Source organism: Curtobacterium sp. UCD-KPL2560, assembly GCF_001705035.1.
Lineage (GTDB): Bacteria > Actinomycetota > Actinomycetes > Actinomycetales > Microbacteriaceae > Curtobacterium.
In genome coordinates, this window is the sequence record NZ_MCIG01000033.1 from 1 (window position 1) to 25,222 (window position 25,222).

Genomic DNA, 25,222 nt, shown 5'->3' on the forward strand with positions numbered 1-25,222 from the left:
TGGTGGGGGCTCGCGTCCACTTTGTGGTTCCCGACAGACGATCGGGAATCAAACTGAATACTTCAGCTGAACCAGCATGAAGGAACAGTGTTTGATCCGTTTCGGGTCGACAGTGTTCCGGTGGTCATAGCGAGAGGGAAACGCCCGGTCACATTCCGAACCCGGAAGCTAAGCCTCTCAGCGCCGATGGTACTGCAAGGGGGACCTTGTGGGAGAGTAGGACGCCGCCGGACTCATCTTCACGTACGACCAGGGAACCCCTGACCATTCATGGTCAGGGGTTTTCTGCATTCCCGGGCGCCTGGCCCGGACGGTTCCCTCTTGCGTTTCCCGGGCACGTGCCGGCGGCCGGGCGAATGCGTTTCTCGAGCACATGCCAGCTCGGGGTGGCGTGGACAGGAGGAGCGTGGCGGGCCGGTGCCGCGCCTCCCGCCCGATGTTGGTCGGGCCGGTCAGCCGCCCAGTTCGGTGCGCAGGTACGGTGCCGTGCGGCTGTCCGCCGACGCGGCGACCGCGGCCGGCGTGCCGGACGCGACCACACGACCACCGTCGTCGCCCCCGGCGGGACCCATGTCGATGACGTGGTCCGCCTGGGCGACGACGCTCATGGTGTGCTCGACCACGACGACGGTGTTCCCGGCGTCGTTGAGTCGGGCGAGCTGCGCGGCGAGCAGCTCGACATCGGCGGGGTGCAATCCGGTGGTGGGCTCGTCGAGCACGTAGAGCGTGTGGCCCGACCGGGCGCGCTGGAGTTCCGTGGCGAGCTTGATGCGCTGGGCCTCGCCGCCGGACAGCTCCGGTGCGGGCTGTCCGAGACGCAGGTAGCCGAGGCCGACGCTGCGGAGGGCGTCCAGCGCGCGGGCGGCTGCGGGCACGGACGCGAGGGCATCGGCGGCCTGGTCGACGGTCATGCCGAGGACGTCGGCGATCGTCGCGCCGTTCCAGCGGACCTCGAGGGTCTCGTCGGTGTACCGGGATCCGTGGCACTCGGGGCACGGGGCCCAGCTGCCGGGGAGGAAGAGGAGCTCGACCGAGACGGAGCCCTCGCCCTGGCAGACCGGGCAGCGGCCGCCCTCGACGTTGAACGAGAACCGCCCGGCCGACCAGCCGCGCGCCCGGGCCTCCTCGGTGGCCGCGAAGGCCTGGCGGACGGCGTCGAACAGGCCCGTGTAGGTCGCCAGGTTCGATCGGGGTGTGCGGCCGATCGGCTTCTGGTCGACCTCGACGACGCGCGACACCGTCGGGTGCTGCGTCGCGACCGCGGGGAGGACACCGCCGACGAGCGAGGACTTGCCCGAGCCGGACACCCCCGTCACGGCGGTCATCACGCCGAGGGGCAGGTCGACGTCGAGGCTGCGGAGGTTGTGCCGTGTGATGCCCCGGAGCTCGAGCGTGCCGACCGGTTCGCGCGGCTCGTGCTGCACCGGGGTGGTCCGGGGGTGCAGGTACCGGCGGGTGACGCTCGCCTCGACGTCCGCGAGTCCGTCCGGCGGCCCGCTGTACAGGACGGTGCCGCCGCCGGAGCCCGCACCGGGGCCGACGTCGACGATCCAGTCGGAGCGGCGGACGATGCCCATGTCGTGCTCGACGACGAACACGCTGTTGCCGCTCGCGCGGAGGTCCTCGAGCACCTGGACGAGCGGCTCCGCGTCGGCGGGGTGCAGACCCGCGCTCGGCTCGTCGAGGACGTACACGACACCGAACAGCCCGCTGCGGAGCTGCGTCGCGATGCGGAGGCGCTGCATCTCACCGGGGGAGAGCGTCGGCGTCGCCCGGTCGAGGCCGAGGTACCCGAGCCCGAGCCCGGTGAGGACCTCGACGCGGGACAGCAGGTCCGCGGCGATCGACTTCGCCACCTCGGACCGCTCGCCCGAGGTCACGCGGGAGGTCGCCGCGACCGGGTCCGTGAGCTCCGCGGTGGGGCGGAGGACCTCGGCGACCTCGGTCAGCGGCAGGGCGTGGAACTCTGCGATCGACAGCCCGCCGAACGTCACCCCGAGGGCCGCCCGGGTCAGGCCCGAGCCGCCGCAGAGCTGGCACGGCCCGGACTCGACGTACTGCATCGCCTTCTTGCGCTGCGCCTCGCTCTGCGAGTCGGCGAGGGTGTGCAGCGTGTACTGCCGGGCACTCCAGAACCGGCCCTTGTACGGCTTCGCCACCCGGTCGCGCTTGGGGTGCACCTGCACCACGGGCTGCTCCTCGGTGAAGAGGAGCCAGTCGCGGTCCTCTCGCGGCAGCTCGCGCCACGGCCGGTCGATGTCGTACCCGAGGACCGCCGTCACGTCGCGGAGGTTCTTGCCCTGCCAGGCACCCGGCCACGCGGTGATCGCACCGTCCCGGATGCTCAGCGACGGGTCGTGCACGGCGGAGGCCTCGGTCACCTCGTGCGCCGTCCCGATGCCGTGGCAGCGCGGGCACGCCCCGACCGCGGTGTTCGGCGAGAACGAGTCGGAGTAGAGCTGCTCGGCGCCCTCCGGGTAGGTGCCGGCCCGCGAGAACAGCATGCGCGTCGAGTTGCTCAGGGTCGTCAGCGTGCCGACGGTGGACCGGGTGCTCGGGGCGCCGCGACGCTGCTGCAGCGCGACGGCCGGGGGCAGGCCCGTGATCTCGTCGACGTGCGGGGTGCTGCCCTGCGCGATGAGGCGGCGGGCGTACGGCGCGACGGACTCGAGGAAGCGGCGCTGCGCCTCGGCGAAGACCGTGCCGAACGCGAGGCTCGACTTGCCCGAGCCGGACACCCCGGTGAACGCGACGATGCGGTCGCGGGGGATGTCCACGTCGACGTCGCGGAGGTTGTGCTCGCGGGCGCCGCGGACGCGGATGAAGCCGTCGGGTGCGGGGGTCGTGTCGGTCTCGTGGTGCGGGGCGGGCATTCGTTCGACTGTAGGCGCGGTGGCTGGGCGGCGTTCTGTCGTGCGCGCGGCGGGGCCGCGGGCGCGGCGCGGCCTGCGGTCGGGAGGYGCGTGGCGGGGGTGCGGTGCGCCTCCCGTCCGGTGGGGCTCAGTCCTCGCAGCCGACCCCGTCGCCGTCCCGGTCGAGCTTGCGGGAGTAGCCGGGCTCACCGGCGCGGATGGGAGCCGCTCCCGCGGCGCGCACCGCGTCGCAGTTCGCGTAGAACGCCGACGCGGGTGCGGCTGCCGCCGGCGCCGCTGCCGCCTGGGCTGCTGCTGCGGCTGCCTGGGCGTCGGCGGCTGCCTGGGCGTCCGCTGCGGCCTTGGCGTCGGCCGCGGCCTTCGCCGCGGCTTCTGCGGCTGCGCGTTGCGCGGCCTCCTCTGCTGCGCGCTTGGCAGCGACGTCCGCAGCGACCTTCGCGGCCTCCGCTGCCGCGGCCTGTTCGGCGGCCGCCTTCGCCGCGGCCGCGCTGGCGGTGGAGGTCGGGCTGGAGCTCGACGCGGCTGCGACGAACGCCGCGGCGTCCTCCGCGGAGCCGGCGCTGCACGCGCTCAGGGAGAGGGCGAGGGTGAGTGCGCCGGCGGCGGCCCAGGCGATGCCGAGGCGCTTCGAGGTGCGGGTCATCGGTGACTCCAGAAGGTGAGGGAACCGCAATCATCTCCCGGGGTGGGCGCTCAGCAGCACTCCCCAGAGCGGGGGTGCGTCGCGCCTCCCGTTCTCGTACGGGTGCGCGAGCGACCTCGGGGCGGGGATCGGTGGTCGTCGGTAGGGTCGTGCCGGGGGAACACGATCGGCGAGGGGGACGCATGAGCGACGACGAGCACGTGCGGCAACGCGGCGGGCACCGGAAGCACGGCGGCGGATGGATCGCCGGCAGCATCGTGGCGATCGTGGTGGGCTGGTACCTCGCGCTCGCGTCGGTCCTGTCGACGGCGGGCCCGTGGTCGAGCCGCTGGCCGGACGCCGGGATGCTCATCGCGTACCTGATCGCCGCGGCGCTCGGCTTCGGGGTGCCGCTCTGGGGCTTCACCAGCCTGCGGCGCGAGGGCACGGTCGACCCGAGCGTGAGCATGGTCGGCCCGACGGTCTGCCTGCTCGTGCTGTCGCTCGGCGGCGTGACGCTCCTGCCGTTGCCGCTGGTCCAGGGGTCGCACATGGTGTCCGACGCCGTCGAACGGGCGCAGCCGCCGACCGCTCGTGAGACCGCGCGGACGGTGCCGCAGGCGCAGGAGGAACTTGCAGCCCTCGGTGACCGCGTCGTCGTGGCGATGGGCGGCGACCCCGCCGCTCCGGCAGCCGAGACGGAGACGGACTCGTGCCGCCTCGGGAACCAGGCTCCCGGGACGATGGTGCGGTACTCGTGGTGGCGGGGGACCGCCGATGACGGTCCGGCCGCCGGTGCCGCGCCCGAGGGCGCTGCGGCACCTGCCGAGCCGACGCCCTCGCCGTCCGCGACGGTGTCGGACGCGGAGGGTGTGCGGATGAGTGCGCCCGCGGTCGAGCTGCTGCAGGACGAGGGGTACCACGTGTACCAGCGGTACGACGGGGGAGGCGGCCGCCTGACCACCGACGCGTGGAGGGGGAGCGCGACCGTCGGGCAGCGTGGAGAGAGCCTGCTGTTGGAGAGCGGGTGCCTGGTCGATCCGGACGCGGTGGACGAGGACCAGGACCGTGCGTCAGGCGTTGAGCCTCGGGCGCACGGGAAGGACGAGGGGGATTCGTGATGGACGACACCGCGTGGTCGCCACCGAGGCGGCGGAACGGCATCTGGTGGATCGTGGCGAGCGGGCTGCTCCTGCCCGCGGGGTGGATCGCGTGGCTGCTCGTCGCGCTCGCCGGGTACAGCGGAGCGGGGAACTCCACACACTCGCTCTCGACGCAGACGACGGGGAGCATCGTCGTCACCGTCGTGTGTGCCGGAGTGCCGCTGACCGGCGTCGTGCTGCTGCTGGTGCAGCGACGGCGGGACCCGTCGGTGACGCTGGTCGGGCCGGTGGCGTGCGCGGTGTTCGCGGTCGTCGCGGCCGTGTCGCTCGGCTACCCGACCGTGGAGGTCGCGAAGCACTGGACGGCGGATGCGGAGCGACGGGCGCAACCCCTGACCGCGCTCGAGACGAGCAGGACGCAGGCACAGGCCGAGCGGGACCTCGCCGAGCTGGGCGAGCGTGCCGTGCGGGCACTGGGCGAGGACCCCGGCGCGGGTGAGGTCGGGCAGTTCTCGCGCGGGTGCCCGCTGTCGAACCTCGAGCGGGGCACCGAGTACACGTGGAGGTGGTCGTCGCCCGGCGAGCGCGAGGGCGAGGACGAGCCGGGGACCGAGGCGGACCGCACTGCCGATCTGCTGCCGCAGGACGAGGCCGAACGGCGCCTCGCGGCGGTCCGCGAGGTCTTCCGCGGTGCCGGGCTCCGTGATGTGGACCCGCTCGGCTGGGACGCCCGGGCGGTCGGCGACGACTGGCTCGCGGAGGGGAACGCGGGTGTGACCCGGACCACCGGCGACGTGGTGATCCAGACGACCTGCTTCGCCGGCGGTCCGGGGGACGGGTACGACGACGATGACGGGTGAGCCGGACGCCACCGCGGGCGCTCGTCGCCGGGCACCCGCCGGCGTGTGGGGCGCCTTCGTGGTGGCCGCCGGGTGCACCGTGTACGAACTCCTCGCCGGTGCGCTCGTGGAGTGGACCGGGCTCGGCTTCGTACCGCTGCTCTTCGTGCCGCCGCTGTACCTCACGGCGATCCTGCTGCTGATCTGGGTCGGACAGCAGGGGATCCCGGTGGTGCGGACGTTGGCGGTCGTCCTGGGGATCGTGCTCGCTGCGTCGTTGCCGGTCGCAGTCGTCGTCGCGCTGCGGACGTGGAACTGACCACGGTGTTCGCTCCTGCAACGTCCGCTGAGTCCGCTCCGTCGCCGGCGCGTAGACCGGGAGCATGAAGGTCGTCGGAGTCGCAACGTTCGGAGGGCCCGGAGCCCTCGCCGTCCACGAAGTGCCGGAGCCGCACGCCGGCCACGGCACCGTCCGGATCCGGGTGCAGGCGTTCGCCGTGAACCCCACCGACACGGGGGTGCGCGAAGGACAGCGCCCGACCGACACCGAGCCGCCGTACGTGCCCGGGATGGACGCCGCCGGGGTGATCGACGAGGTCGGACCCGACGTGTCCGACTGGCAGGTCGGCGACGAGGTCATGGCGATGGCCCTCCCGCTCACCGAGCACGGCGGCGCGTACGTCGAGCACCTCGTCGCGCCCGTCGGGTCCTTCACGCGGATCCCCGCCGGCACGTCGATCGAGGAGGCCGCCACCGTCCCGATGAACGGGCTGACCGCGCTGCAGATCCTCACGCGCTCGGGACTCCGTGCGGGCGACACCCTCGCGGTCACCGGTGCCGCCGGGCTGCTCGGGAACTACGTCGTGCAGCTCGCGAAGCAGCGCGGCATCACGGTCATCGCGGACGCCGCACCGAAGGACGAGGAGCTCGTCCGCTCCCTCGGCCCCGACCACGTCGTCCCGCGCGGCGACGGGTTCGCCGCAGCCGTCCGCGGCCTCGTGCCGGACGGGGTCGACGCGCTCGCCGACGCCGCGGTGCAGCGTGAGGAGGTCGTCGAGGCCGTGCGCGACGGTGGCTTCTTCGCCGACGTGCGGGGCTGGGAGGGCAACGGCGCTCGCGGCATCCGGTTCGAGCGGATCATGGTGTTCGAGGAGTACACGTCGTTCGACCTGCTCGAGGAGCTCCGGCAGGCGGTGGAGGACGGCATCCTCACACCGCGGGTCGCGGAGGTGCTGCCCGCGGAGCGGGCGGGGGAGGCGCACGAGCGCCTGGCCGCCGGTGGGACGCGCGGGCGGTTCGTGCTCACCTGGTGAGGGCGGGTCGCGGTCGCGACCATGTGACGGACGGGAGGCGCGGTGCCAGCTGGCACCGCGCCTCCCGTCCGTCCCTGCGTCGCGTCGCGTCGCGTCGCGTCGCGTCGCGTCACTTCGCTTCGCGTCGCCGCCTTGCGGAGCGCGCCCGTCCGTCCCGGTGTCACGCCCCGACGCTGCGTGTTGCCGCCCGACGGGGCGGGCCCGGCCGCGCCCTCAGGACAGCCGTGTCGAGGCGATCCCGCCGTCGACGTCGATCGTGCCGCCCGTGACGAACGCCGCCTGGTCGGACGCGACCCAGCGGACCGCGCGCGCGATGTCGACCGGCTGGACCGGGCGGCCAGCCGGGGTGCCCTGGGTCATCGCGGCGAGGACCTCCGCCGAGTCGGCGTTGCCCGGGGTCGCCGTCGCGCCCGGGGCGACCGTCACGACGCGGATGCCGCGGTGCCCGTACTCCGCGGCCCAGGCGCGCGTGAGCTGCTCGACCGCGGCCTTCGTCGCGGGGTAGAGGGCCATGAACGGGACGCCGACGCGTGCCATCCACGAGCCGATGTTCACGACGACACCGCCGCCGCGCTCGGCCATGCCCGGGGCGAGAGCCGCGACGAGGACGTGCGGTGCGCGGACGTTCGTCGCGAGCAGGGCGTCGACGGTGTCGTCGGACAGCGACTCGGTCGGGCCCCCGGGGTAGACGCCCGCGTTGTTCACGAGGACGTCGACGTGCCCGCCGAGTCGGTCGAGCGCCGCGGCGGCGAGGTCCCGGACCTCGGTGGCGCTGGCGGACAGGTCGGCGACGAGTGCGACGGCTCGGCCTCCCTGTGCCTGGATGTCGGCGGCGACCGCCCGGGTGCGCTGCTCGTCGCGGCCGTGGACGGCGACGGTCAGGCCGGCGGCGGCGAGCTCGCGGGCGACGGCCTCGCCGATGCCGCTCGAGGCGCCGGTCACGAGGGCGGTGCGGGGTGTCGTGTGGTCAGGGGTCGTCGCGGTGGACGTCGTCGTCTGGTGGGGTGTCGTCTGCTCGTGCTGTGTCGTCATGGTCCGATGCTCCGGCTGCGGGCACGGCCGTCGCTTGCCCGGATCCGCGGAGAGCTTGCCGGATCCCGTGACGCCGCGTGCCTGCGTGCGTGCATGGGTAGGTTGGCGACGTGGACGACCGCATCGCGCAGCACCTCGACCAAGCAGCCGCGATCGCGTCTGCGCACGCCGCCGTCCTCGGGAACGACCCCCACGCAGCGGCCGCCCGCACCGGATCGGCGCACCACGCCGAGGCGCTCGGGCTCACCGTGTCCCGGGTGCACCAGCCGACGGGGTTGTTCGACCGGCGGTACGTGCCGTCGCTGTCCGTCGTGCTGCGCGGGCGGAAGCGCTCGATCGTCGGGGACGACGACCAGGAGTGGGGCCGCGAGCGGTTCATCATCACGCCCGTGGACCTGCCCGTCGTCGCCGGCGTGGTGGACGCCGCGGGGGAGGACGGTTTCGTCTCCGCGGTGTGGCGGCTCGACCCCGTCGTCGTCGGTGAGGTCGTCGCCTCGATGTCCGTCCCCGCTGCTGCAGCCGCCGCGCCGGTGCCGAGACTCGGGCGCTGGACCGAGCCGCTCGCGGACGCGTTCGCCCGGCTGCTCGGACTGCTCGACGCCCCGGAGGACATCCCCGTGCTGTTCCCGCTCGTCTCGCGGGAGATCGTGCTGCGGCTGCTGCAGACCGCGCAGGCACCGAGGATCACGGCGGCGCTCGACGGGAGTGGCACCTCGGTGGTGGCGGGTGCGACTGCGCTGCTGACCTCGCGGATGGACGAGCCGTGGTCGATGGACCGGCTCGCGCGGACCCTGCGGGTGAGCGAGTCGACGCTGTTCGCCCGGTTCAAGGAAGCGACGGGGATGACGCCGGCGCAGTACCTCAAGCGGACACGACTGGGGGAGGCGCGGCGGCGGATGGTCGTGCACGGGGACACCGCGGCGCGGGCTGCGGCCGCGGTCGGGTTCCGGAGTGCGTCGCACTTCTCGCGGAACTACCGGGAGGCGTACGGGCGGCCGCCGGCCGCGGATGCGGTGGTGGCGGGCCTCCCGTCCGGTGGGTGGTGCAGTGGGTCCCGTCGCTGCGTGAGCACGCGCGCCGGGAGGTCAGCCGTGTTCGCGGCCGGGGAGCGGGGCGCCGTCGAGGAACGCCTCGTAGTCGGCGCGGGCGTCCTCGTCGACGGTCGGGGCGCCGCGACCGTACCGGGCGTCGGTGCGGTCGCGCTTCGGGCCGGAGAGCCAGAACCACTCGTCGGTCTCGACGTCGCGGAAGTTCGCGTCGATCCCCTGCTCGCGGGCGAGGGCGCGGCCGTGGAAGGACGCGGTCCTCCAGGTCTTGGTGAAGCGCACGCGGCTGATCCACGCGGGGCCGGCGTCGGTGGGGTGGCCGGTCTTCAGCTGGACGTACATGATGCGGTCGGGCATGGGGGGAGCGTAGCGGTCCGAGGTCGCCTTCCCCGGGCCTGTGCTCGCGTCACCACCGTGGCAGGTCATCGTGCCACGGATGACCCTTCGGCAGGCCCACCCGCGAGGTCTCCGTCGCGAGCGCGTGGAACTTCGGCGGCAGCAGGACCGGCACCTCGTTCGTCGGGAGCGCGAGTGAGGACCAGGCGTCCTCGTAGCGACCGAACGTGGGCAGTGGGACACGGGACCGCTCCGGTCCGGCGTTCCGGGTGCCAGCCGGGATCCCGGGAGTCGTCAACCAGTCCATGTGCTGGATCCAGGCGGCCGCCGCGACGTGGTCGCGGGGCACGACGAAGTAGCGCAGCGGCGCAGACAGGTCGTCGTCGATGGCCACCATGACGAACCACTCGTGTCGATGCAGGGAGGGCTGTTGGGACTTCTCGCCGAGTGGCCACGAGAGCCGAGGGCCGCTCCCTCGCGCGGACTTCACCTGCACCTCGACCATCGTGCGGTCTCCTCCGAGCTGGACCGCGAGGATGTCCGTGCGTTCCAGACCGTCGCGGGTCAGCGCCGGTGCCCAACCGTGTCGCGCGAGCTCGGCCGCGACTGCGTGCTCACCGATCGTCTTCGTCTGTTTCGTGTCGACCACGCGATGAGCATAGGCAGCGCGATGTGCGGTGCGCGGCGTCTGCCACCGAGAGGCACCGCGCGGAGTCGCCCCCGCGCGCAGTCATCGCGGCCGTCACCCAGATCGGTGGTGTCAGTCGAGGAAGTAGGCCGCGGTCTTCTCGTCGGAGTCGAGGATGTCCGCGGGAGCCACCCCGACCTCGATCGCGAGCGCGACCGATCCGGCGAGCGCGGTTTCCACGTCTGGTGAGAACGCGCGGTCGAGGACTGCGACGTACGTCGACGTCGCGGATCTGAGCCGGTCGACGAGTTGTTCCTGTTCGCTCGTGAGACGTTCTCCGAGCAACCGCTGCTCGTCGGCGTATCGCTCGAGGAGCTCGCACTCCCGCCGAGCGAGGGAATCAGACACCGTCTCGTACATCACGGTACCGATCGTGTTGCCGATCACGGCTCCGAGGACCGGGATGGGGATGACCGCTTGGCCGACGAGCGACGAGACCGCACTGACCGCAGCTTCCAGCGAGACCAGTTCGGCACGCTCCATGAACTCGCGCTCCGTGATCGTTCCGGTACGCAGCTCGTTCGCCAGCTCGGCTATGCCGAAGCTCGCCGTGACGAGTGCACTCGCAACAGCAGCGGGCGTCGCGGCCAGGTTGGTCAAGGTGTAGACACTCACACCGCGGACGCCGCCCTTCACGACGCCCACTCCCGATTCGCCGAGGACCTCGGTCCAGTCGCCGGTGGTGAACTGCGCGAGCGGTGTCCCAGCACGGTGCTTCCTGACGACTGCCATGACGAACGTCGTCACCCCTTCGACGGTGCCAGCGGCGATCGTGGCCTTGCCCGCCTCTCGGATGGATGCTCGCCCTGCGGCGGATGCATCGGCACGCTGCGATCGAGCGGTTGCGCGCAGCGAGTCCTTCTCGCTCTCGAGAGTGGCCGTGTACGAGCCGCGTTGGACGTCCGCGTAGTCGAGTGCGGATGGCTCGAGCGAGTCCACGTCGACTCGTCCGGTACCGAAGAACGCTCGGATGCGGAGCCAGTCCCGGTACGACGGGCCGTCACCGGACCCCGCGACGAGCTTGCTCGCGTCCGTTGCCGACATGGAATGCAAGTCGCGGATGGTCTCGTAGTGGTCCGCGGGGATCTGGTACTTCCCACCGTTCCGGATGAAGTCGGGGTACTTGTCGAGGTGCTCGCCGATCGCCCCCAGCCCGAGACGACCGCCCGCGGCGACGAACTTCTGCTGGATCTCGACGCCGTCTCGGAGGAGGTCGACTGGGCCGTTGTCGTTGACCCACCCGTAGCGAGCAGCGTCGCCGACGATTCGTGCTCGGGCGTTGCCGACGCCGACCTCAGCGACCTCCGCGATGAAGCCGTGCATTCCCTTCACCCCGCCTCGGTTCCGGGCGACCACCTCGAGGTCGATCCTGCGGAGCGCCGCGTCGACCGTTGACAGCGCTCCGTCGAGGTCGTTCGCGTGCCGTTCCAGACGAGCGAAGAGCGCCTCGAGGCGGACCTCGTTCAGGTGGTTCACCCAGGCAGCGACGGCTTGCTCCTGGATCCGCTTCGCGCCGCTGATCGGGTCAGTCATCCGCGGTCTCCGACGCGATGCGCGTCCCGAGGAGGGCAGCGCAGGAGGTCGCTGTGTTGACCAGTGACGTAAGACGCGCCTGATCCGTCCTGGGGCGCTCGGCGAAGTCCTCGCCGAAGGCGGAGAGCGACTGTGTGTAGTTGTCTCGGAGGAGTTCGCGGACCGACGTGCTCCGGTCGAGCAGAGCCCTGATCTGCGTTTCGAGCGACCGGACGGCGGCGGTGTTCTCGCGAAGCGCGAGCAGCGCCTGGTGCTTCGCTTCCCGTGTCTCGGACTTCTTCTTCGTGAAGAGCACGATCGACGTGAGGAGCGCGGCCCCGGCCACGCTCCAGCCGATCGGACCTGCCAGCGCGAGGAGCGCTCCGCCCATCGCGGTTCCGCCCCCGCCAGCCGCCAGCGCGCCCCCTCCCAACCACGCGAGTGCTGCGTTGGTGGCGGCCGCTCCCGACAGCGTGGAGATCGCCGTCCCGGTGGAGGCCGCACCGAAGGTGGTCGCGGTCCACATCGCCGCTGCGGGCGCCAGGCTCGCCACGGCGGCGCCGACCGTGACGCCGGCGCCCGCTCCGAACGCCGATGCCCGAGCGGCTTCGAGGTCCTTCCGCGCGAACTCCTCGGCCTCGAGGAACGCGGTCCGGTTGAGCTGAACCCGCTCGAAAGCCGTCCCGAACGACTTCGGCGTGTTGGCGATGCTGTTGACGAGGTGCTCAACGAGTTCGAGCAGGTCCACCGACCGCTCGCGCTGCCGGAGGAGCTCGAGACCGGTGTCCGTCATCGACGTGTGCGCCGCGTTGTAGTCGATCGTGGCTCGCTCGTACGGATCTTCGTCCGGACCTCGGCGCGCTTCGAGGGCGTCCTCTGCCGACTCCCGCAAGGAGCGCGCCTGTCCGATCACCCGTGATGAGGTGTCACGGGTGGCCTGGCCCACGCTGTCGAGCGTCTTGGCCAGCCCCTGCTTGAGCTTGTCGGGGTCGAATGGTTGGGGCAACGTCACTCCTGGGCTCACCGATGGTGTTCGGAAAGCTACCTGAAGCGAGCGACAGTCAGGTCGGGCCGGGTTGGAACCGCGGCGCGGTCGTCGGGATCACCCTCCGGCCGCGGCTGGTTCAGGCCAGCGCAGCCGAAGAACGCGCGGCGACGAAGCTGTACAAGGCTTCGGCGGTGACGACCGCAAGACCCCTCAGAAAATCCTCGAGCCGGACGCCTTCGACGTGGTCGTAGATCGACAGTCGGGCGAGACGGACCACGCCCGTGGCCGCAGCCGCATCCTTGACTGCGTCGTACAGTGCTCGCTGCTTCCACCGGGGAGCGCCGACACTCAGGAACACCATCTCCGCGTCCGCGGGACCGAACATCCGCTCGGCGGACGGATTCGTCCACCGTCTGCCGCCGGTGCCGGACCGCTGTTCATGTTCTGCCGAGTGACGTTGGTAGTCGACGGCCCACGGGAGTGCTGATGCGAACGGAGCGAGCAGGGTCAGCGCGCGGTAACGGTTGAAGTGGAAGTCTTCGTCGAGCTCGACGATGACTTCGCCGTACGACAGATCCCACGGCCCTGGTCGGAACAGTGGCTCGGGTGCGAGTCCGCCGAGCGAGTGGTACAGGTCGAGGATGTCTGCTCGGGTGCTCGCTGGCAGGTCAGGGAGCCTGGGCGCCGCCGGCAGCTCGGCTCTCGACCGGTGAGCTCGCCGAGCGTATCGGCCTCATTGCAGACGAGGCGACCAACAGTACAGTGGCAGACGGCACCTTCTTCGGCCAGCTGTCGATTGCGAATCCGCCTTCCGTTGTTGATGCCGTGGACGCCCTCTTCGCCGAATGGCGTGAGCTCGGAGGCACGGTCGATTTCGGGGGCGCTCGGGAAAGCAGTGCATTCATGGTCGCGCCAAGACGTTCCGCCGCGGGGCCGTCTCACTGGCTTTTCACGGTATGCCCGATCGCCACCAGTGTCGAAGTCGTCTTCCAGCACCTTCGCGTCCGCCGTTCGACGACGTCACGATCCGCCAGGAGTTCCGCGCCCGTCTCGATGCGATCAGGGGAGTCGACCTGCCCGCCAGCCGCATCGACAAGCGGCCATCGTTCCCGGTCGAGGTGTTCATTGACGAGCATGCTCGGAACGCGGTCGTCGAGGCGCTGCGGTGGTTCGTCGACCAGGTGCTGGACCGACTGTCCGAAGAGGAGGATGCAGCGTGACCGACAACTCTGAAGTGAACAAGGTGTTCGATCAGGTCGAGCTGGTCAGCGACGGAGACGGCATCGCCGTGATCGGCACGCCCTCGGCCGTCGAGCAATTCCTCCGAAGCGAAGAGCTCGGAGGACCTGGCCCGGTTTCGGCGACCGATCTGCCCCTCAGCGTGCTCGGCAGCTTCGGGCAAGTCACAGCTGCCGGCATGGCCAGCTCCGGCAAGTGGGTGCAACTCGCCGACGAGTCCGCTGCCGTCGCCCGCATATTCGATCTGGTGAAGAACAGCCAGACCGGGCTGAGCATGGGGATCGCGAAGATGCCCGACGGACAGTTCGTCAAGCACCTTCAATTCGTGTCGGTCGGTCCGATGGTCAACCCCACGACCATTGCCAGCATCGGCACGTTGATGAGTCAGATGGCTCTGCAGAAGTCGATCCATCGGCTCGGCGACTACCTCGAGGTGATCGACGAAAAGGTGGACCACGTCCTGCGCAACCAGCAGGACGCGGTCCTGGCGGATATGATCGGCGTCGACTTCGTGATCGAGGACGCTTCGACTTCGTGTTCGAGGACGCGATGACCGGCCGTGCTCCCGCCAGTCGCGTCGACGAAGCCACGTGATCGAAGATCCGGGGGACCTCCGCAACCCGGCCGGCACTCAGGCGTACGCGCTCAGGCAGCTCGACGGCCTGGCGCAGAAGCTTGAGAATAAGATGAAACTGGGGGAGTTGGCCGACGCAACCGAGACGATCGAATCGAAGGTCCGCGAGTGGCTCGCTGTGATCGCGCACTCCCCGCAAGTGCAGGACACCGTCGACGTGCTCGAACTCGACCGAGTGCTCGACGCGGCGCCGGAGGAAGCGACGCAGAAACGACTCGCGCTCAAGGCGATCCGTGAGAACCGCGCCGCGCGTATCTCCGGAGCCACTCGTCACCTCAGCTAGCGCATGGAGGCCGCGGCGATGCGGGCCAATTCGAAAGTCCTGCTCCAGCCGATACCGGCTCGGGCGATCGTGCGAGCGAGCAATGAGGTCGGGGCCGACATGGGCACGTCCCATGGGCGGACCGGGGCCGGACGAGGTCACGATGGTTTAGACGCCAAACGCTGGCTACAGGCGGTCGGCGAGCTCCGTGATCGCGCCGGCGAGGAGAGCGCCGGAGGACTGGACGCGGCGAAGACTTGCAGATCGTCGGCAATCGCTCGCGCCCGCCTCGCTCCGTGGAAAATAGCGGCGGACATCGCGGAGCGGGCGCTCTGGGAGCGGGACGAGGGCGGGCGCGCGTTGTAGGAGAAGGGCGAGGGCGAGGGGTGGAGCGCCTCAGGACGCCCTTCACGTCGCCGACAAACATCCTTGTTGGTCGCGCCCCCGGTGCCCGGATATTGCCGTCAACAGGTGAGGTGGAGAAGCAGAGATGGAACTCATACGCTGGTTTGCGCCGACTAGAAGCCTGCTACCCGCGGTTCGGTATCTATGATGCGTGCCTAAGCCAGGCAACACTGAAGACGGAATGTATACAAAGGGCTGCTTGCGCTCTCATCATCGCATGGATGCCAATTCATTTCTGCATGAGCACTAAGCGAAATCGACGTCGGGGCTGGAGGGGCGGCGAAGCCGGCTCAAATCTCGTCTGACTCCGAAGGCTCGCTGATGATTAGGCGCGTACTGCGCCCGTGAGACTGGTTTTCATCGTATGGCTCAGAATCGAGCGTTTTGCGTCGTGGACAACCGCGGGGTCCTTTCGTGCGATCCATCGAGGAGAGCACAAATGTAGGCGCGCACGCCAGGCTGTGCTGCGTCATTCACCCGGCGATTCACCGAGCTGCCAGGTCGGCAAGGGACCTTCGAGTAGTTCTACCATCTGAACCAAATATCGAATGAAAAACGCTTCGTCGCCGCGGATCTCGACCGCATTGCTGGCCAGGGCGTTCTTTGCGGAGGCGGCTACGGTGAGCTGCGCGCGCTCATCAACAACAAACTCTATACATTGGTCGTGGGGAAGAGCTGGTTCTGTTTGCACTTCCCGCCAACCATCCGTGGCCAGAGCGAATACTTGACGTTGCAGAATGCTTTCTCCGTCTACTATCCAGAGAATGGCGTGGCCCAACATCAAACCTCCGTCAAGAGTGAAAGAAGCTCCTGCTTGCGAGCCCTGCCTACCTCGTAGAAGCAATCTATAAGCTCATCGTAAGTATCATCCGACGCGCCAATATAATTCCAAAACGCTTCCCCTACGAGGAGATCAACGCCCGAATCGAGGTATATGCGGGTGGTGGGCCAGCCGTACGCGCCCCAACGGCCGTTGGGATTGTAAGGCATTCCGACGATACTTCGAACTGGCAGAGGTGAGCGGGCTGCATGGATACGTAGGATCCGTCGTTTTGCCGCTCTCATTTGATCATAGTTTGGCTTTGGCGTTTTGATCTCTATGTGGTGCTCGACGCCATGCGAATCTATGTAAAACGCGTCGTCCTTCTCGGATACGGATTCTTGAGCCCCGCCGAGGGATGCTGTCGAGAGGACGGTTGACAGTTCGCTGGTTGTGTCGGGAAGCCGGCGCGGCTTGTCTCGGTACGAATTGATGATCGACTCGATGGTAGTGGCGGTTACTGCGGGGATGGAGCCAGTCACGTGATGATCATGGATGCCGTTGCCATGCGTCGCCTTCGCAATGTCTGCCACAACCTTATCCCAGCCCCAGCCAAGGGCAGTATTCAGGGCGCGCTCTAGTGTGGCTGCAACCTTAATCTCGGGGAATACAGTCTTTATAAAAGGAGAGGCTGCACCGGAGTTCCCCGAGGATCGGAAAGGGTCGCTGACCTCAACTGTGTATAGCTGCGTTCGACGGCCTTGGTAGGTGGAAAGCAGGGTGTCGACGTTAGAATTAAGTCGGGAAAGCAACTTATCGCGCGGAATTGTCACTGTCATTAACCTTCGAGATATCGATGATTGCGCGACCGATTGCTTCGGCCATGCTCACGGGGACGGCATTGCCAATCTGGCGGTATCGGCTGCTTTTGCTTCCGACAAACTCGAAGTCGTCAGGGAAGTCCTGCAACGCGGCGTATTCAGGTATGGACAACGGGCGATCCTCTTCTGGGTGACAGAGGCTACTGGCTAATTGTTGCGGTTGCGCGGTGAGCGTCGGCGCTGGACGACTCCAGGTTAGGCGCCGGTAGTACCCTTCCTTCCCACCGCCGGATTTGAGTGCCGCAGCGCCCATCCACCGCTCAAGATAAGATTCACCGAAGTTCGGATCGGCCTTCAAATACTTCCAGTTTTTGCCCGGCGGTACGTTTGCAAAGACGGCAGCTCGTTCGCTGCTGTAAGTGTAAGCGTCTTGTGCGGAAGGATTCCGGAACGATTGCTGGCCGATAACATCGCCTATTGTGCGCCAGGGCTGTAGTCCGCCATAACGGGCCGTTCGATGGTGAGTCGGCGGGATGAGATCAAGGCTCATCATGGCCCTAGACGTTTGCTTCCGGAACACCACGGCGCCGAACTCTTTATCCCTACTGCCGAGCATAACTACGCGGTGCCGGATTTGCGCGGCCCCATAATCGGCCGAGTTGAGAATGCCGAACACAACCTCGTAACCCAACTTCTTAAAAGTCGGAAGAATGAGCCGCTCCATGACGCTTCCGAGCGCCGCATTCGGGTCGGAAGGGATCTCTTTTGGAGATAACCGATCGGCGAGTGGTCGGTGTGCTAGAGCGGCGGAGAGCAAACCGCGCACGTTTTCGAAGACGAAGTATCGCGGTCGGAGCTTCTCGACCATGTGGAAGTAGTTATGAACCACCGCTCCGGAACCGTGAATGCCCTGCCGAAGCCCCGCTGTGCTGAATGCTTGGCAGGGAGGCCCACCCGCGAGCAGGAAAGTCTCCCCTTCCGCGAGTTGCGCTGCTTGCATGAGTGTATCTGCGCTGATATCGGTGATATCATTGAAAATCGACTCTGGAGACGCAAGGTTGTTCCGCAAAAGCGTCTTCCGGGCGTCTGGGTCGATCTCGACTGAAGCTCGAATATTCACGCGATCCGGATCGGCGCGTTCGAGTCCGAGATCAAGTCCGCCAGCGCCGGAGAACAGCGAGACGACGGGGAATTCAAGCACCTATACCTCTTTAATGATTCGGGTGGCTAAAATTTAAGTGCCACCCGGTCGTCGATCTGGCGTGGCCGGGTAAGCCGCGAGTAAGTTCATATCACTAGCCGCAGACACGGAGCTCGGGTGGCTGCAATAGAAGGTTGTGATCGCCGGCATCCCTGGTCGACACTGACCTTAGCGTGTAGTTTGGCTCGCGCGAGCGAGGGCACAGCGTCGTTGGGGCGTGAGGGACGTCAACCGCCTAGGCGGGGCAAGCGCGCGGCATATACCCCTAGCGAGTCAGGTGCAGCGGCGGTGGGCGGCGGCGCCTGCAATTTCTGCTTGTCGCCGGCGTGGCGTTCCGACATCCCTCGGGCCTGGCTGCGAGGGTGGTTCCGCCACCACGTCCCTGCCGGCTTCCCCGGCCCCTCCGCCCGCTTCCCCTCCGCAGCCACGAGCATCGGCACCATCGCCCGCCGGAACGAGTCCGGCAACAGCGCCCGCCCGGCCACGGCTTCGTGCACCCGCCGCAATTCCGTCATGGTGAACGGCTCCGCCACGAGCCCCCACGGGTCGGGAGCCACGTCGTACGCGGCCCGCAACCGATTCACCGCCACGGCAACGATGTTGTCGTGCCCGTGCACCATCCCGCGCGCAGCGGTGACCGGCACGAGCCGCACCCTCGACCCGTCCAGACCCGACGACAGCGCCGAGAACGGCACCACGTCGAGGTGCCCGACCGACATCACCCACCCCCGACTGTCCCGCGCCGGATCGTCGAACACCTGCAACTGCTGCGGTGCCAACCCCGTCACACCGGCCTTGGTCCGCAGCGACCGCAGCACCGCGTCGGCCAACCGCTCGCCCTCGTGCACGAATGTCCCTGGCAGCCGCCAGTCCCCGTCGACCGCGTCCCGCACCTGCAGTACGGACAGTTCTTCCTCCACAGTGACGGTCAGCACGGCGGTGTCCACAGCCACCGAGGGTCGCGGGTAGTCGACCAGGCGCTTTCCGGCAGGATCGCGGTACTCACTCACGACGACGAGTTTACGCACACTTGCGCAAACAGCGGCAGCCTGCCAATGTCGGGTTCACGCAGAAACGCGCAAACAAGGGGAGGCGCTCATGGACACCACCGCACACGACCGCGCGATCGGCGCGGTGCTCGGCTCCGCCGCGGGCGATGCCCTCGGCGCCGGGTACGAGTTCAAGCCCGCGGTCCCGGAACCCACGCCGATCCGCATGACGGGCGGCGGCTCCTTCGGCTGGGCGCCGGGGGAGTGGACCGACGACACGAGCATGGCCGTCCCGATCCTCCGCACCCTCGCCCGCGGCGGTGACCCCGCCGGCGAGTCCTCCCTCGACGGCCTCGTCGCCGCCTGGGCGGCATGGGCGCAGACCGCCCCCGACGTCGGCATCCAGACACGCAACGTGCTCAGCGGTCTGGAGGCGCGCACCGCCGCCCACAGTCGCGCTGCGGCCCGGCAGGAACACGAGTACAAGGGCCAGTCCGCGGGGAACGGCTCGCTCATGCGCGCGGCTCCGCTGGTGCTCGGTTACCTCCACGACGAAGACGATGAGGAGACGAAGCTCGCCGAGGCAGCGCGTGCGATCAGCGACCTGACCCACTTCGAGGCAGACGCCGGGGACGGGTGCGTCCTCTGGTGCGTCGCGATCCGGCACGCGGTGCTGACCGGTGAGCTCGATGTCCTCCGTGGGTTGGAACTGCTCGACCTCGACCGCCGCCAGCTCTGGGCGGAGCGACTCGTCCGCGCCGAGCACGCCGAACCGGTCGACTTCACCGACTCGAACGGCTGGGTGGTTTCCGCGCTCCAGGCCGCCTACGCCGCCGTGCGTGGGAGCTCGAGCCTCGAGGACGCCCTCGTCCGCGCGGTCCGCACCGGCAACGACACCGACACGGTCGCCGCGATCGCCGGAGGCCTCGCTGGGGCGCTGTACGGCGCTTCGGCGCTCCCGGCCGAGTGGCGCGAGCTGCTCCACGGGTGGCCGGCGCTGCGTGCGGACGACCTCGTCAGCCTCAGCGACCAGGCCCTCGCCGCACGGTGACGGAGGATGGAGCCAGGTCGGAGGATGCCATGGGGGGATCCTCCGGCTCGGCTCCCGGTGCTGCGCTGGAGACGGAGCGATGCGCCGACGACGGCACGGGGGGGGCAGACAGCCCGCACCCGCCGTCGGAGCGCCCAGCGCACGGACGGGGGCACGGATCACCCTGTCAGCGCGACGTGCGCAGCGCAGGTGGTCCGGGTCTCCCGTCGGACTGCCGGACGTCATCCGGACCGGCGGCCGTCAGACGCCGCTGCTTCGCGGGCAGAACACGCTGGCCCCGACCAGCCGGACGGAGAGCAGGCAACCGAGGCAGACGTCGAAGACTGCGTTGAGGAGCGCGGCGACCGGCGCAATAGCGGCGCGGACGCGCCGGAGGCCGTCCAGGGATGCTGAACGGCGCGTCGACGCTCCTCGTCGAGTGGCGCGAGCTGCTCCACGGATTGCCGGCACTGCGGGCAGGCGGCGCGGACTTCTTCAGCGAGCAGTTCCTCGCCGCGTGCTGGAGCCACCGGCTCCGGCGCCGGACACTTCGTTGGGGACGTGTCCGCCGCCGGGGCCGAACCGGCGAGTGCGTTCGCGGAACGCAGTCGATTCAGCAGGTCGTGCCGGTGTCCTTGAACGTGATCGAGAAGTCACCCGTGGACCCGAGTGACGAGACCGAGTCCAAATAGGGCGTCCCGCCATTGCACTGGGTCATCACGTCTCTCTGCAACACCGTGTTCTGCGTCGGGCCCGAACCGAGGTTGTAGGTCGTGGAGCTCGTCCCCGGGCCGTTCTCGAGTGCGAACTGGTTTCCGCTCGTGGGAATGGTACCGAAGGGTTCGAGCATGCTGATTCCGCCGTTGTACCCGTGCCGTTCCAGGATCCATTCGCCCTGTTGCGCAAGCGTGGAGACGTTGCCGGTCATGTCCTCAACGCCCGAGACGCACTTCTTCTCGGACTGCGAGCAGATTCCCCAGTAGAGCGCGTTCTGCGTCGCGCTGAAGATGGCGTAACTGGAGACAGCATCCCCACCGGCAACCGTGTAGTTCTTCACGATCTGTTCCTGCTCGTGCGGGTACACCTCGTAGAACCCGTATGTACCGCTTGGACCGATGCCGAGCGCGCCCGGGCCGCTGTAGGAGACCGTGCCGGCTTGCAGCAGCGAGTCGGTCGTGTTCGTGACCTTGTGGCCAGAACCGATGCCGACCCACTGCGACACACTCAACTGGTTCACCCCGTGGGTCGGAGCCGGCGGAGACGGAACGATCCACCCTCCTGAGACGCTGGAGTAGTACTTGTGGTCGTAGTCGACGCCAACGCGTTCGTACCCCGACCAGTTGGTGTAGTAGCCGGTTGTGCTTGCTTGCGACAGGGTCTTCGCGCCCGCCGACGGCGAGGCTGCAGGCGTGACCTGCTGTGGTCTGCTCGCGGGCACCTGAACGCCGCAGTCCATCTTCTGGACCCACGTCGGGTTCTGGGCGAGGATCGCCGTGACGGAGTGGGGCACCTGCGCCGCGAGCGAGGGGTCTGCAGCGAGATCCGCTGGTCGGAACAGCGCTCGTGCGCCGTGTTCGGCAACTGCCGTCGGGTTGGGCGCGAGCGTCTGCATGTCCCCTGCGCAGCCACTGGACGCTTGGATGCGCGGCGCTGCAACAGCGGGGTTCGCGGCGTTTGCGGCGCTCACTGGTACGACGACGAACGCAATCGTCGTTGCCGCGACCATTGCGGCGATCACTTTCTTCATGTGCTTTTCCCCTCGCGAAGGCACCCTGCCCCCCTGGCAGTCAGTGTTATCGCCACGGTACGGAACGAGACAAGAGATCCGAGATGAGAACCGTTACAGAATGGTTCACGCAGCGCAGCTTGCTTGCCGTAGCGTTCTCGACATGCGTTCGGCACGGGGAGTCGCAGCCGCGATGGCAATCAGCGTTGTTCTGATCGGGAGCATTTCTGGGTGCAGCGTTTCGGGCTGCAGCGGAGCGCGGCAATCGACAGCGAGCGTTTCGGTCGACGTGACTGCCTGGTCGTCGGCCCACCCGGGGCACACCCTGTCCGTCTGTCTCGACACCATCTGCAAGGACGTCACCACGATGGACTCGATCACGGCTTCGTCGTCCGAACCATCTGGCCATGCCTTCGCGATCAGGGTGACCGACACCACCAGCAAGCAGGTGGTCGGCCAGGCGACGTCGCGTCTGTCCGAGGGGCGGGAGGAGACAGCATGCGGGGACGTGTCGTACCCGACGGGCACGGTCACCGTCGAGGGTGATGGACGCCTGAGCATCACGTGACGCTCATGCGTCGACGCGGGCTGAGATGACGCGGACAGAGGCGAGCTGCTCACGGCAGGCGCGATGGCGTCCCGCCTGCTGAGCGCGATGAACCGCTGCGGCCAGCTGGGCCCGTCACTGCTCCAGGTGCACGGACGGGAGGCACGGGTCACCCTGCCAGCGCGGCGTGCGTCGCGAAGGCGATCCGCGCCTCCAGTCCGACTGCCGACCGCCCTGCGGACCGGAGGCCGTCAGGCGGCGCTGCGCCGCGGACGGAACACGCCCGCACGGACCAGCCACACGTAGAGCAGGCAGCCGATGCAGACGTCGAAGACGGCGTTGAGGAACGCGGCGACCAGGGCGATCGCGGCTCCGACCGGCGCGGCGTAGGGGACGCCAATCAGGGCGAGCACGAGGGCGAGCGCTGTGATGACGAGGCCGACCTGCTGCGCGAAGGTCGGGGGCTCGGGGGCCTCCAGTTCGGCGGGCGGTGCGAGCCTCGGGCGGACGAACCGACGGAACAGCGCGCCGTAGGGGTGGCGACGGATGCCCGCGATGCCGCCGATCGCGAAGAACACGACGATGACGGTCAAGAGCGCGACGCCGACGACCCACGTGGCGGGCACGAGGGTCAGCACGATCGTCGCGGCGAGGAGCACGGTCGTGATCGCTGCGCCGAAGCGGGGCGAGCGCGGGTCGATCCCGCGGGCGGTGTCGTTCGTGGTGGTCATCGGGACTCCCGGGTTCCGGCGGTCAGGACGGTGTCGAGTGCGGCGGCGAGCTCCGCGGGTCTGGGCGGTCCACCGAAGCGGGTGCGGACGCGGCGGTCGGCGTCGAGGAGCAGGACGGTCGGGGTCTGCATGACGTCGAAGCGGCGGGCGAGCTCGGGGCGTTCGGCGAGGTCGACCTCGATGCGGCGGAAGCCCTCGTGGCGGCCGGCGATGGCGTCGAGCTGGCGGCGGGTGGCCGGGCAACGGGCGCAGGTCGGCGTGGAGAACTGCACGAGGGTCGCGACGGGGCCGTACTCGGCGGCCGGAGCGAGGTCGTCGGTACGGGGCTCGGTCGCTCCTGCGCCCCTGCTCGACGGCGACGTGCGTGCGCGGCCCGTGCGGTGCCGGAGGAGCACGCCGAGCGCGGTCGCGAGGGCGAGCACCCCCACGAGCACGGCGACGGCGATTCCGACGGTCATGCCGGCACGGTACGCCGAGCCGGTGACGGTCCGGGGAACGTGTCGCTCCGTGACACGAGCAGGGTCGGGATCAGTCCGGGACGCCGGCGGCTTCGCACTTCGCCCACTGCTCGGGGCGGTGCTGCGCGAGCCAGGCGGTGAACTCGGGGAAGCCGCGGTTCGTCGTGTAGACACGGAACTGCTGCTTCCGGTTCGCGTCCCAACCGACGACGCTGATGAACGTCATGCCGTTGCCGCTCCGCTGCTTCTCGAAGCGGAGCGTCTCCACGGCGGTGACGTCACGCCGACGCTTCCGACCCCAGCCGCGCCGCACGTCGTACCGCTCGTCGTACACGGTGATCCGGCTGCCGCAGAGGATCGCCCCGATGGGCAGTGCGACGATGCCGGCGCCGAGGAGCATCGCGGGGATCGGGCCGCCGAGGTCCGGCGCGACGCTCGACTGCACGACGGCGCCGAGGAACCCGAGCACGAACGCGCCGAGGCCGAGCCACAGGATCAGCGTCGAGCCGGCCCACGACCGTCGCACGATGAACTGCGGCTTCGCAGCGCCCTTCGTGACGGTCCCACCCCAGGTGTTGATGTCGCTCATCGTTCCCCCTCCGTCGAACACCGTACCGGGCCGTCGGCGCGCGTGTTCCAGCCCACGACGGCGGCCCAGCGGTCGAGGGCACGTTCGACGCGGTCGGCGGTCTCGGCCGCGTCGTCGTGCTCCCACGCGCGGACGACGCACCAGCCCTCGGCGACGAGGATCGCCTGGTTCCTCACATCGCGCTGCTGGTTCGCCAGGAGCTTGCGGTGCCACAGCTCGGCGTTCGCCTTCGGCAGGTGCGTGTGGTCGGTGCAGAAGTGCCAGAAGCAGCCGTCGACGAACACCGCCACGCGGGCGCGTGGGAACACCAGGTCGGGGCGGACCCTGCAGCGGGCACTGACCGGGCGGTCGACGAAGAACCGGCGGCCGCGGCGGTGGAGCTCGCGGCGGACGGCGAGCTCGGGGGCGGTGTCGCGGCGGCCGAAGCGGGCCATGTGCCGGCGGCGGGCGTCGTCGGCGTCCCAGCGGTCCATGGTCCGAGGGTCCCAGCCGTGCCGTCACCTGTGGGTGGAGGGCGGGCGATCTGTGGACGGTTCATCGCGCTCGCCGCACCCGGCGAGCGCCTGGTCGGTCGTGCCGGTCGCGTCAGTCGTGCCGGTCGGGCCGACCGCGCCGCCCGGCCCGTCGCGCTCGTCGGGTCCGGCTAGCATCGGCCCGGTGAGCAGCGACGTGACCCCCGGCCGGTACCGCCACTTCAAGGGCGGCGAGTACGAGGTGGTCCTCGTCGCGAAGGACGTCGAGACCGAGGAGCCGGTCGTCGTCTACCAGGCGCTCTACGGCGAACGCGGGCACTGGGTGCGGACACTCGCAGACTTCACCGCGCACGTTTCGCGCGACGGGTACGAGGGGCCGCGGTTCGTGCGAACGGCTCCGTGAGGCACGGGCGACGACCGCCACCGCCCGGTCAGCTCGCGGGCCCCTGTTCGTCCTGACGTCACTGCCGAGTGCGCATCCTCCCGACAGCATCGCGGAGATTCGCCCCGTCTCCGGTCGGAAGCGCGAGTGTCACGAGGTGACCGGCGCCGATGGCCCCCAGGGCGATCGCCGCGACCGGGTGAGCAGCGACGAGCATGAGCGCGACGCACGCGACCGCAACGGCGCACGGGCCGGCGGTGACGACGATGACCTCGTGGACGGGAGCAAGTCGGGGACGCACGATGTGCGCGAACCCGAGCTGAGCGACCAGGTGCACGTGCGGTCGGCTCCGAGAAACGACACCCAAGGCCACGAGGTGCCCGAACTCGTGGCAGATGTTCGTCGCGATGAGCAGGGCGACGAGGACGAGCGGTGCGGACGTCGTCGAGGCTGCGGTGCTGGCCACTGCGACCGCCGCGGCGAGCGTCAGGGGTCCTGAGGCCGACGCGATGAGCAGGCCTGCAAGCGAGAGGGAGATCCGGGCGCTGATCGCTGAGCCGGACACGCTGACGGCCCGGCCGAGGAATGCGTGCCGCACCTTGGGCCCCGGCAGAACGAGGAAC

At 69.3% G+C, this 25,222-nt stretch carries 29 protein-coding genes, 1 rRNA gene and 1 pseudogene; 13 read left to right on the forward strand and 18 right to left on the reverse strand.

Annotated features, from left to right (window positions below; all coding sequences use genetic code 11):
- Positions 1–116 precede the first annotated feature (116 nt).
- Positions 117–233, forward strand: a 5S ribosomal RNA gene (rrf, locus tag BEP24_RS09280).
- 219 nt (positions 234–452) lie between these two features.
- On the opposite strand, the gene BEP24_RS09285 is transcribed toward rrf, so the two are convergent.
- Entirely contained in the window at positions 453–2,873 is a 2,421-nt protein-coding gene (locus BEP24_RS09285; protein WP_065962645.1) for an excinuclease ABC subunit UvrA, read from the reverse strand.
- A 127-nt stretch (positions 2,874–3,000) separates the two neighbouring features.
- Complete coding sequence (locus BEP24_RS09290) at positions 3,001–3,516, reverse strand: excalibur calcium-binding domain-containing protein (RefSeq protein WP_065962646.1); 516 nt, start codon at positions 3,514–3,516, stop codon at positions 3,001–3,003.
- 182 nt (positions 3,517–3,698) lie between these two features.
- Here BEP24_RS09290 and BEP24_RS09295 point away from each other — a divergent pair, with 182 nt between their 5' ends.
- From BEP24_RS09295 to BEP24_RS09310, 4 genes are all read left to right on the forward strand, one after another.
- On the forward strand, positions 3,699–4,616 hold the full coding sequence (locus BEP24_RS09295) for a hypothetical protein (protein WP_065962647.1): 918 nt from the start codon (positions 3,699–3,701) through the stop codon (positions 4,614–4,616).
- On the forward strand, positions 4,616–5,458 hold the full coding sequence (locus BEP24_RS09300) for a hypothetical protein (protein WP_065962650.1): 843 nt from the start codon (positions 4,616–4,618) through the stop codon (positions 5,456–5,458). The genes BEP24_RS09295 and BEP24_RS09300 overlap by 1 nt, the downstream gene beginning before the upstream one ends.
- Complete coding sequence (locus tag BEP24_RS09305) at positions 5,448–5,756, forward strand: hypothetical protein (protein ID WP_065962652.1); 309 nt, start codon at positions 5,448–5,450, stop codon at positions 5,754–5,756. Before BEP24_RS09300 ends, BEP24_RS09305 begins: the two co-directional genes overlap by 11 nt.
- A gap of 64 nt (positions 5,757–5,820) precedes the next feature.
- The gene (locus BEP24_RS09310) at positions 5,821–6,750 is read left to right on the forward strand and encodes an NADP-dependent oxidoreductase (RefSeq protein ID WP_065962654.1); all 930 of its coding nucleotides are present in this window, start codon (positions 5,821–5,823) and stop codon (positions 6,748–6,750) included.
- Between the two features lie 213 nt (positions 6,751–6,963).
- Here the strand turns inward: BEP24_RS09310 and BEP24_RS09315 are convergent, their stop codons facing one another.
- A complete protein-coding gene (locus BEP24_RS09315) occupies positions 6,964–7,782 on the reverse strand; it encodes an SDR family oxidoreductase (RefSeq protein ID WP_083230247.1) in 819 nt (272 codons plus the stop codon).
- A gap of 248 nt (positions 7,783–8,030) precedes the next feature.
- On the opposite strand from BEP24_RS09315, the pseudogene BEP24_RS16585 reads away from it, so the two are divergent.
- Positions 8,031–8,774: pseudogene (locus BEP24_RS16585) on the forward strand (AraC family transcriptional regulator); the annotation flags it as partial.
- Between the two features lie 93 nt (positions 8,775–8,867).
- Here BEP24_RS16585 and BEP24_RS09325 read toward each other — a convergent pair.
- The 5 genes from BEP24_RS09325 to BEP24_RS16590 all read right to left on the reverse strand — a co-directional run bounded on the left by BEP24_RS09325 (position 8,868) and on the right by BEP24_RS16590 (position 12,737).
- Positions 8,868–9,185 (reverse strand): hypothetical protein, encoded by a 318-nt coding sequence (locus BEP24_RS09325; RefSeq protein WP_065962657.1) that lies wholly within the window; start codon positions 9,183–9,185, stop codon positions 8,868–8,870.
- A 49-nt stretch (positions 9,186–9,234) separates the two neighbouring features.
- Complete coding sequence (locus BEP24_RS09330) at positions 9,235–9,813, reverse strand: hypothetical protein (protein ID WP_065962658.1); 579 nt, start codon at positions 9,811–9,813, stop codon at positions 9,235–9,237.
- A gap of 111 nt (positions 9,814–9,924) precedes the next feature.
- Entirely contained in the window at positions 9,925–11,208 is a 1,284-nt protein-coding gene (locus BEP24_RS09335) for a hypothetical protein (protein WP_216093123.1), read from the reverse strand.
- A 169-nt stretch (positions 11,209–11,377) separates the two neighbouring features.
- A complete protein-coding gene (locus BEP24_RS09340; RefSeq protein ID WP_065962695.1) occupies positions 11,378–12,370 on the reverse strand; it encodes a hypothetical protein in 993 nt (330 codons plus the stop codon).
- Positions 12,371–12,488: 118 nt separating this feature from the next.
- Positions 12,489–12,737, reverse strand: coding sequence for a hypothetical protein (locus BEP24_RS16590; RefSeq protein ID WP_083230248.1), 249 nt, complete (start codon positions 12,735–12,737; stop codon positions 12,489–12,491).
- Between the two features lie 571 nt (positions 12,738–13,308).
- Between BEP24_RS16590 and BEP24_RS09350 the strand changes: the two genes are divergently transcribed.
- Genes BEP24_RS09350 through BEP24_RS16600 form a run of 3 tightly spaced genes read left to right on the forward strand, consistent with a single transcriptional unit; the run spans position 13,309 to position 14,508 of the window.
- The gene (locus BEP24_RS09350; RefSeq protein WP_065962664.1) at positions 13,309–13,572 is read left to right on the forward strand and encodes a hypothetical protein; all 264 of its coding nucleotides are present in this window, start codon (positions 13,309–13,311) and stop codon (positions 13,570–13,572) included.
- A complete protein-coding gene (locus BEP24_RS16595) occupies positions 13,569–14,144 on the forward strand; it encodes a hypothetical protein (protein ID WP_083230249.1) in 576 nt (191 codons plus the stop codon). The genes BEP24_RS09350 and BEP24_RS16595 overlap by 4 nt, the downstream gene beginning before the upstream one ends.
- Before the next feature lie 37 nt (positions 14,145–14,181).
- Complete coding sequence (locus BEP24_RS16600; protein WP_083230250.1) at positions 14,182–14,508, forward strand: hypothetical protein; 327 nt, start codon at positions 14,182–14,184, stop codon at positions 14,506–14,508.
- 853 nt (positions 14,509–15,361) lie between these two features.
- Here the strand turns inward: BEP24_RS16600 and BEP24_RS17040 are convergent.
- The 4 genes from BEP24_RS17040 to BEP24_RS09360 all read right to left on the reverse strand — a co-directional run bounded on the left by BEP24_RS17040 (position 15,362) and on the right by BEP24_RS09360 (position 18,684).
- Positions 15,362–15,673, reverse strand: coding sequence for a hypothetical protein (locus tag BEP24_RS17040; protein ID WP_141693412.1), 312 nt, complete (start codon positions 15,671–15,673; stop codon positions 15,362–15,364).
- Complete coding sequence (locus tag BEP24_RS16610; protein ID WP_171898781.1) at positions 15,673–16,485, reverse strand: TdeIII family type II restriction endonuclease; 813 nt, start codon at positions 16,483–16,485, stop codon at positions 15,673–15,675. Before BEP24_RS16610 ends, BEP24_RS17040 begins: the two co-directional genes overlap by 1 nt.
- A complete protein-coding gene (locus BEP24_RS16615; RefSeq protein ID WP_083230253.1) occupies positions 16,466–17,674 on the reverse strand; it encodes a DNA cytosine methyltransferase in 1,209 nt (402 codons plus the stop codon). Before BEP24_RS16615 ends, BEP24_RS16610 begins: the two co-directional genes overlap by 20 nt.
- A gap of 227 nt (positions 17,675–17,901) precedes the next feature.
- Positions 17,902–18,684, reverse strand: a complete 783-nt coding sequence (locus BEP24_RS09360) for an NUDIX hydrolase (RefSeq protein WP_175473872.1) — start codon at positions 18,682–18,684, stop codon at positions 17,902–17,904.
- An 88-nt stretch (positions 18,685–18,772) separates the two neighbouring features.
- Between BEP24_RS09360 and BEP24_RS09365 the strand changes: the two genes are divergently transcribed.
- Positions 18,773–19,714, forward strand: coding sequence for an ADP-ribosylglycohydrolase family protein (locus BEP24_RS09365; protein ID WP_065962669.1), 942 nt, complete (start codon positions 18,773–18,775; stop codon positions 19,712–19,714).
- A 592-nt stretch (positions 19,715–20,306) separates the two neighbouring features.
- Here BEP24_RS09365 and BEP24_RS09370 read toward each other — a convergent pair.
- Positions 20,307–21,440 (reverse strand): G1 family glutamic endopeptidase, encoded by a 1,134-nt coding sequence (locus BEP24_RS09370; protein WP_083230254.1) that lies wholly within the window; start codon positions 21,438–21,440, stop codon positions 20,307–20,309.
- Between the two features lie 142 nt (positions 21,441–21,582).
- Here BEP24_RS09370 and BEP24_RS18045 point away from each other — a divergent pair, with 142 nt between their 5' ends.
- Positions 21,583–21,987: a hypothetical protein gene (locus BEP24_RS18045; protein ID WP_253181642.1), complete on the forward strand. Its 405-nt coding sequence runs from the start codon at positions 21,583–21,585 to the stop codon at positions 21,985–21,987.
- Positions 21,988–22,217: 230 nt separating this feature from the next.
- Here BEP24_RS18045 and BEP24_RS09380 read toward each other — a convergent pair whose 3' ends face one another.
- The 4 genes from BEP24_RS09380 to vsr all read right to left on the reverse strand — a co-directional run bounded on the left by BEP24_RS09380 (position 22,218) and on the right by vsr (position 24,217).
- Positions 22,218–22,697 carry a DUF4395 domain-containing protein gene (locus BEP24_RS09380; RefSeq protein WP_065962676.1) on the reverse strand — a complete coding sequence of 160 codons (480 nt, stop codon included), beginning with the start codon at positions 22,695–22,697 and terminating at the stop codon, positions 22,218–22,220.
- Positions 22,694–23,155, reverse strand: coding sequence for a thioredoxin family protein (locus tag BEP24_RS09385; protein WP_065962679.1), 462 nt, complete (start codon positions 23,153–23,155; stop codon positions 22,694–22,696). Before BEP24_RS09385 ends, BEP24_RS09380 begins: the two co-directional genes overlap by 4 nt.
- A gap of 70 nt (positions 23,156–23,225) precedes the next feature.
- Complete coding sequence (locus tag BEP24_RS09390) at positions 23,226–23,744, reverse strand: DUF5336 domain-containing protein (protein ID WP_065962681.1); 519 nt, start codon at positions 23,742–23,744, stop codon at positions 23,226–23,228.
- Complete coding sequence (gene vsr, locus BEP24_RS09395) at positions 23,741–24,217, reverse strand: DNA mismatch endonuclease Vsr (RefSeq protein ID WP_083230255.1); 477 nt, start codon at positions 24,215–24,217, stop codon at positions 23,741–23,743. The genes BEP24_RS09390 and vsr overlap by 4 nt, the downstream gene beginning before the upstream one ends.
- An 18-nt stretch (positions 24,218–24,235) precedes the next feature.
- On the opposite strand from vsr, the gene BEP24_RS17565 reads away from it, so the two are divergent.
- Positions 24,236–24,391: a hypothetical protein gene (locus tag BEP24_RS17565; RefSeq protein ID WP_171898782.1), complete on the forward strand. Its 156-nt coding sequence runs from the start codon at positions 24,236–24,238 to the stop codon at positions 24,389–24,391.
- Positions 24,392–24,401: 10 nt separating this feature from the next.
- Positions 24,402–24,620, forward strand: coding sequence for a DUF1653 domain-containing protein (locus BEP24_RS09400; RefSeq protein ID WP_253181643.1), 219 nt, complete (start codon positions 24,402–24,404; stop codon positions 24,618–24,620).
- 58 nt (positions 24,621–24,678) lie between these two features.
- On the opposite strand, the gene BEP24_RS09405 is transcribed toward BEP24_RS09400, so the two are convergent.
- On the reverse strand, positions 24,679–25,197 hold the full coding sequence (locus BEP24_RS09405) for a hypothetical protein (RefSeq protein WP_065962683.1): 519 nt from the start codon (positions 25,195–25,197) through the stop codon (positions 24,679–24,681).
- Positions 25,198–25,222 lie beyond the last annotated feature (25 nt).